The following is a 7,602-nucleotide window of genomic DNA, read 5'->3' as shown; positions in this document are numbered from 1 at the left end:
CCTCTTTTAGCGTTCGTTAGAAAAATCCCGGCGTTCGTTAGAAAGATCCCGGCGTTCACTAAACGGACTTCCTTTTGCCTTTTCCATAGCTTATCTTTGCAGGTATTAATTTTAAACATATTTTTTTATGAAACCAAAACTACTCTTTTCAGCAATTTTCCTCTGCCTGGCCGGGATGGCTTACGGGCAGTGGACGTACACCGAACTCTCATCACCTAAAAAGTATATGGGGGTTACCTCTTACGGCGATAAGGTATACTTTGCCGGCGGATCAAACGGAACCAGCACAGTGACCACCGTCGAAAGTTATGATGTGGAAACCGGTGAGTGGGCTAACACCGGCAACCTGAGTCTTTCGCGGTTAATGCCTGCAGCAACTTATTGCGGAACAAAACTCTTTTTTGCCGGGGGAGCGACCGGGAATTTTTCACCGGTGGGAACGGTGGATATCTACGATATCGCAACAGGGCAGTGGTCTGCAGCACAGCTTCAGGTTGGCAGGTTCGACATTGCCGCAGTGAGTCATGGCGACAAGGTATTCTTTGCGGGGGGGTGTAACTTTAATATTGTATGCACCGATATTGTGGACATCTACGACATGACCACCAACACCTGGAGTTTTACATACCTTTCGATGGCCAGGGCGGGAATGGCTTATGCTGTGGTTGGCGACCTGGCGATTTTTGCCGGTGGGTTTCTCAATGGCGGCGATGTGAGTAACCGGGTGGACATTTACAACTTCTCGACCAACACCTGGAGCACGGCCAGCCTCTCACAGGCCAGAGTGTGGGCCACGGCAGTCACTGTGGGCGACAATGTGCTGATTGCCGGGGGAATAAAAAACTTTCCGGATGTGCCCACTGATGTGGTGGACATCTTCAATTCGACCACCGGGACATGGAGCACGGCTTCACTGTTCGAACCAAGAGCCTGGATAACGGGTGGCGCCATCAATGGCAAAGCCTATTTTGCCGGTGGCAGCAATGTGGCCAATGGCGGGGTTAACTATGATTTTTCGGATATTGTGGATGTTCTTGACAAGGATGGAAATGTGGAAGGTTATGAGTTTCTGGCACACCCCCGCGCCAGCCAGGGACTTGCTGTGGGAAATCACCTGGTGGTGGCTGGCGGAACCGGTGAATCAGGGGTTCTTTCTTCGGTTGAAATCTTTAGCGAAGAATCTTCATCCTGCCTGCCCGAAGGCATCACCTTAACCACCCAGGAACAGATTGATAATTTCCAGATAAATTATCCCGGCTGTAGTGATATACTTGGCGACATTGTAATAGAAGGCAACAGTATCACCAACCTGAATGGCTTGAATGTGCTGCACAGTGTTGCAGGCAACCTCACCATCATGTACAACCCCAATCTAAGCAACCTTAACGGGTTGAATAACCTGGAGGTTATAGGCGGTTACCTTTATATAATCGAAAACACCTCCCTTACGAGCCTTACGGGATTGGAAGGTCTGGTATCAGTTGGAGATTGGTTGCAAATCTTGCACAATGACCTTCTTCCGAACCTTTTAGGATTAAATAACCTGCAGACAATTGGCGGCAAGCTGGCCATCGTTCATAACGATGGGATTATTAACCTTGAAGGTCTTGGTAACCTGAGTAGCATCGGCGGAGATTTCGCGATCGCATTTTCTCCCGCCCTCCTTAGCTTAACAGGGCTTAATTCCCTTACCACAATCGGTGGAATATTAGGGTTTCAGCAAAATCCGCTGATAACGAGTTTGGCAGGCCTGGAGAATATCAGTGCAAATTCTGTCACCGATCTGAAAATATACATCAACGCTTCACTCTCAACCTGCGATGTGCAAAGCATTTGTGAGTACCTGGCCAGCCCGGGTGGAACCATTGAAATTCACGACAACGCTCCCGGCTGCAACAGCCCCGAAGAGGTAATTGATGCCTGCCTCATACAGGTGGAAGAAGTTTCCGGTGAAACCGGCCTTCTCATTATTCCCAACCCCGCCAGTGACTGGATCACGATTTCCACCGAAGAGGGCATTGTCATCCGCCAGGTCACACTGACCAACCGGCTGGGGCAGGAGGTTTGCACCGGACTTCCGGAAACCAACCGGCTCGACGTCTCCGGGCTAAGCCCGGGCATGTACGTCCTTTCCGTCCTGACCAACCGGGGCGAAGTAAAACAAAAAGTGATTATTGAATAGTTATGGAAAACCTGTCAGTCCCGCACGTGCGGGACTGACAGGTTTAAAAACAGAAAAACAAGCATTTATCAACAAATAAAATCAAATGTATTATGAAACCAAAACTACTCTTTTCAGCAATTTTCCTCTGCCTGGCCGGGATGGCTTACGGGCAATGGACGTACACAAATTTATCAGAAGCCAAATTAAACATGGGGTCAGCCTCATTAGGCAACAAGGTGTGGTTTGGAGGTGGTACTAATTGGGCCTCATATCTTGCAGATGTTGAATTGTACGACATTTCAACTGGTTACCTGGAACCAGCCGGAAATTTGTTTGTGTCCAGGTTCTTTGTTGGCGGCTCTGTTAGCTGCGGTTCAAAAATTTTCTTTGCCGGTGGCTACGACGATGCAGTATCCTACAACATTGTGGATATTTTTGACACCCTCACCCAGGAATGGTCGGTTGAACTGCTTTCCGTTGACAGGTTCTCATTGGCAGCAGTAAGCCATGGAAATATAGTCATGTTTGCCGGCGGAATTCAGATGCAGGGCGCCCCGAATTTTAAAAATACCGTGGATATTTACAATATCGAAACAGGAGAGTGGGAAACACCCACAACCCTTTCACAGGCAAGAGGCGGCATTGCAGCGACAGTTGCCGGCAACCTTGCCATTTTTGCCGGAGGGTGGATTAATGTATCAGGAGTTACTTCTAACAAGGTTGATATTTATAATTTCACAACGAAAACATGGAGCCAGGCCACCCTTTCGCAGGCAAGAGCTTATGCAAGTGCGGCAACTGTGGGAAGCAAGGTGATCATTGCCGGTGGGATTACCTCAATAAACAATCCAACCAATCGTGTTGATATTTACGATGTTGAAACAGGAATATGGACCCAGGCAAACCTATCTACCCCGAGATCGTTTAATGAAAATGGTGCAACCATCAACGGCAAAGTTTATTTTCCGGGGGGAGGGATTTTCCATGGGAGCGGGTTTAATACTGCCTCAAATGTAATAGATGTTTATGATGCCGCGTCCAACTCCTGGTCGGTGATGAACCTGCAGACAGCAAGAGTAGAGCATTCGGTAATTGCTGTTGGCGACTACCTGGTAGTTGCTGGTGGGAGAGACAATTACGGTCCGCTTTCTTCGGTTGAAATCTATTATGATGCACCGCCCAGCAACATCATTCACGTCCCCGGCGATTACCCCACCATCCAGGCCGGGATCAATGCCGCCACGCCCGGCGATACCGTGCTGGTGGCTGATGGGCTGTATTACGAAAACATCAACATGATGGGGAAAAAGCCGCTCGTTGTGGCCAGTCATTTCATCATGACCGGCGATACCAACCACATAGCCAATACGATTATTAATGGTAGCCAGGGGCTGAACCCCGATAAAGGATCGGTCATCATTTTTGAGTCGGGTGAAGACACAACCTCAATAGTCTGTGGCTTTACAATTACGGCAGGAAAAGGAACCATAATTCCCACTACCAATTACAGGGCAGGAGGAGGTGTGTTCGTGATAGGCTCAGGTTGTAAACTGGAAAATAATTACATCGAATACAACCAGATGGTTAGCGATAATTACACGCTTGGCGGAGGTATTTGTGCAGGGGGGCCAACAGCACCCTTACCGTGGATAGTACTCCGGAATAATCGTATTAATCACAACACGGCCATCAGCAACTATGACCAGGGATCGGGAGGTGGTATGGAAATCTACTATAATTTGATTCTGGAAAATAACCAGATTTCTTACAATAAAACCAAAGGAATCAACTTTGCCATTGGCGGCGGTGCAAGATTGTTAACCGCCTTCGGACCTATAGAACTGAATGTCAGGGACAACCACGTTACCCATAATATTGCAGAATCAGGCGGGCAAAATACAATCCTGGTGATAAGCGGCGGGGTAACCCTTAACGGGGATGTTTCCGGTACGTTTGCAAATAATGTTGTTTCGGACAACCAGAACATCACTGAAAACAATGCACTGAATTACGGCCCGGGACTTTGTGTGGATGAGGCTTTTGCAGGAAACCTGCTGGTAGAAAATAATTTCCTGATCAACAACAGCTTTACCGGTGGGACTTGCATTGGCGGTGGACTGAGTATTTACAATTCGAGGGGGATATTCCAGAATAATGTTATCATGGGAAATTCGGCTACAAATGGCGGAGGAATTGCGATTGAAGAAAACCTTTCATACAACGCAATCCTCATAAATAATACAGTAACGGGAAATAATGCAAACACCGGCACCGGTCTATGGGCATCAACGGCAAAAGCTGTGGTGGTTAACACGATCATTTACAACAATACGCCTCCCGGAGGTAATTCCATCTTTGAACAAAACAGTAACCTTGAGGTACACTACTCCGACATCGAGGCCGATGGTATCTGGCCCGGCGAAGGGAACCTGAACTGTGATCCCTCTTTCCTCGAAGACGGCTATCACCTCGATTATACCTGCCAGTTGCTGAACATGGGAACGGCTGCTTTCGATCTGAACGGGGTGATGTATTATTGCCCGGAGTATGACATTGATGGCGAGGAAAGGCCATTTGGCGGCGCCGGTCCCGAAATCGGTGCTGATGAACTGATGACCCTTGTCTCCATCAAAAATCCTGTTGCGGTACATCCAACTGCAGTAACTCTCTACCCCAACCCCGCCAGTGACTGGATCACCATTTCCACCGAAGACGGCATTGTCATCCGCCAGGTTACACTAACCAACCGGCTGGGGCAGGAGGTTTGCACCGGACTTCCGGAAACCAACCGGCTCGACGTCTCCGGGCTAAGCCCGGGCTTGTACATCCTTTCCGTCCTGACCAACCGGGGCGAAGTAAAGCAGAAAGTGATTATTGAGTAAAAATCCCTGGTTCCCTGCCTCACCTCCACCTGGAGAAGGGGCAGCGGATTGGGTAAATACATTAACCAAATTAAAATTTACCATTATGAAAAAGTTACTTTTATTCAGTGTGTTATGTTTCTTACTGGCCATAGTATCCAGGGCCGAATACTTAACTTGCTTCTATACCCCTGGAGATGTTACCATTTTCGCACCTTATAATGGAACAATAATATCTATTAGAGAAATCAAACCACCAAATAGTTCAGTGTGGGAAAGGACAACTCGATGGGCTGATCAGGTTCTCTCATGCAAAGTGAATGAGGGGTATTATCTTTTATCAACCACAGAAAAAGTGTCATTGCTGGTGGGTGACCATATCAATGGACCTTCAACTATAACGAGGGGATATTATGCATTAGACCAGGATGGCAAAGGTACAGGTGTAAAAATGTTTACCAATTTGCGGGCGAACAGTGATGCTGGTGAACCAGTACTAATTGTTTTTTCCTACCGGAATAGTAATAGAGTAAAAATTGAGGAACCGGGAGAATTTTCAGCATATTCATTAATGTGGGAGGGAACCATTAATGAAGGTGGAAATTATATTTATAAAAGTTCCTACAATCAAAATTTAAGGATAACATCTGATTATCCTGTATCTGTGCTTGTTACCGGTAAATCAATGCAATGCTCTCCGGCGGATTATTCTATCCCCTCCTCATCAGGCAGTTTTTATGGCGAAGAATTTAATACGTTTTTACCCGGCGGTTTGTTAAGCCTCAGGGCGTATAATGATGAAACCAAAATTGACCTGTTGAATCCACAGAATAGTGTCCTAAAATCATGGAATCTCAATAGTGGTGATTTCATCGAGCAGGATATTATGCAATTATCTGTTGGAGGAAACAAATTTTTCAAAATCTTAAGCAATCACCCGATTAATGCTTCACGAATCACCAAAAGCCAACAAGCCCAGGGGATGGACTGCCTGACTGACAGGTCGGGGAGTCTTTATGGGAATGAATATAATATCCATGCAGCAGCTCCCGTCGAAATTTTTTCATTTGAAGATAATACACAGGTATACATTGGGCTACAGGGCAATAAAAAGTTGGTAATACTTTCCGGGAAGGAACATTATAGCCTGACCTCAAACTCTGGCATTATTAGCGGTGAAGTGGTTAGTGATAAGGCGGTACTACTTCTGACTGCAAACAAGTCAGGTGCATCATTTATAAAAATCCCTGAAACGCAGATCACCAGCATTCCGGGACCCCCTTCAATCTTCAATGTCAGGCATGATCCTTATCATCCTACCACAAATGATGGATCTGTCGAAATCAGTTGGGTAACAAGCGAAGTTTGCAGCACCGTCCTTCATTACCGGGTTCAGGGACAAACCTGGCAAGAGCTACCTGATAACACATTTAGAAGTGGTCATTTCAGGAAAATCCCTGTTTCTTCTTTCAAAGCCAATGATATCGTGGAGTATTATGTCACTGCGCTGGACAATGACTCCTATGTGGTTGAGAATAATAATGGGACCTATTTCAAATTTGAGATCAGCCCTTTTATACCTGTCCTAACACTTTTCAGGGAGCCAACCACTTTGCCAAATCCAGGGTGCGATTCATATAAAGTTAACTTGCTTGTAACAAATACAGGATCTGTCAAAGCGACGAATATTAAGATTAAGGAGCAGCTTTACGGATTACTTGCTTCATCGGACAATTGTAAAGTTATACCCAAAAGTAACTACCAATATGACGTTGAAATATCAGTTCCTGACATTGAGCCAAACCAAAGTAATACAGTCTCCTATCAAGTGTTCCCATTGCTCTATTCAAATAATTACAGCTTCAATATTGGAACAGGCATGACCACTATTACCTATGAATCACCTAATGGAAATAAATATTCACCCCCTTTATCTCCTCCAATTACTGTTGAGCATCTTGATTACAATGATGTGTACAAGGAAATACGTAAGAAAGACTATTTAATTGTCACAAACACTTTAGGTCTGATGGCATATTTGAATCCTGAAAATGCCGGAAGGGTTTTACGGGAAGCGGCTGCGTTTGCATTGGCCAGGAATGGCGTTATTGCTTGTGTAGAGGTTTCTGATCCAATAAAAATTGAAAAACTGATTGATAACGATTGGAATAACAGGCTAAGCCCAATGGGTTGGTTGGGCGGTTGGGAGTATTTACTCTTTTTAGGTGGAGTTGAAATTGTCCCGACATTTGAATGTAACTATGACTGGACTTTTGGTGGTACGAGGGCAAAAGTTGCAGATAACATCTATGCAGATGTAAAGGTTGATGACAATAATTTCCCCGAGTTGATGATTGGCAGGCTGCCTGGTAAGTGCGCAAACAGCCTGATCTATCAGTTGCAGAAATCTCTTTACACGGTGTCAAGCGAAAAAGGTTTTTTATTAAGCGGCACAGGGGATGGGCAAGATGATTTTGTATGGGTTATTAATAACCTCTCGAAATCTATAAAACCTTATTCCAATATTAAGGTCATTCATTGGAAAGATATTACTTCGAATTATGGGTACAAAAGCAA

General features: G+C 45.6%; 3 protein-coding genes. All 3 read left to right on the top strand.

From position 1 onward, the window contains the following. Positions 1 to 127 precede the first annotated feature (127 nt). Entirely contained in the window at positions 128 to 2,182 is a 2,055-nt protein-coding gene (locus tag IH598_16795; GenBank protein MBE0640174.1) for a T9SS type A sorting domain-containing protein, read from the top strand. 92 nt (positions 2,183 to 2,274) lie between these two features. Then, on the top strand, positions 2,275 to 5,046 hold the full coding sequence (locus tag IH598_16790) for a T9SS type A sorting domain-containing protein (protein MBE0640173.1): 2,772 nt from the start codon (positions 2,275 to 2,277) through the stop codon (positions 5,044 to 5,046). Positions 5,047 to 5,131: 85 nt separating this feature from the next. Then, positions 5,132 to 7,602 (top strand): hypothetical protein (locus IH598_16785; GenBank protein ID MBE0640172.1); only part of this gene is annotated, 2,471 nt, incomplete at its 3' end.

The sequence above is a fragment of the Bacteroidales bacterium genome (genome assembly GCA_014860585.1).
GTDB lineage: Bacteria > Bacteroidota > Bacteroidia > Bacteroidales > 4484-276 > RZYY01.
Note: the sequence above shows the minus strand (reverse complement) of the source record. Positions and strands in the feature narration are given on the sequence as shown.

Coding starts and splice junctions, on each gene's coding strand:
- IH598_16795 (MBE0640174.1), top strand. CDS start 128: ATGAAACCAAAACTACTCTTTTCAGCAATTTTCCTCTGCCTGGCCGGG.
- IH598_16790 (MBE0640173.1), top strand. CDS start 2,275: ATGAAACCAAAACTACTCTTTTCAGCAATTTTCCTCTGCCTGGCCGGG.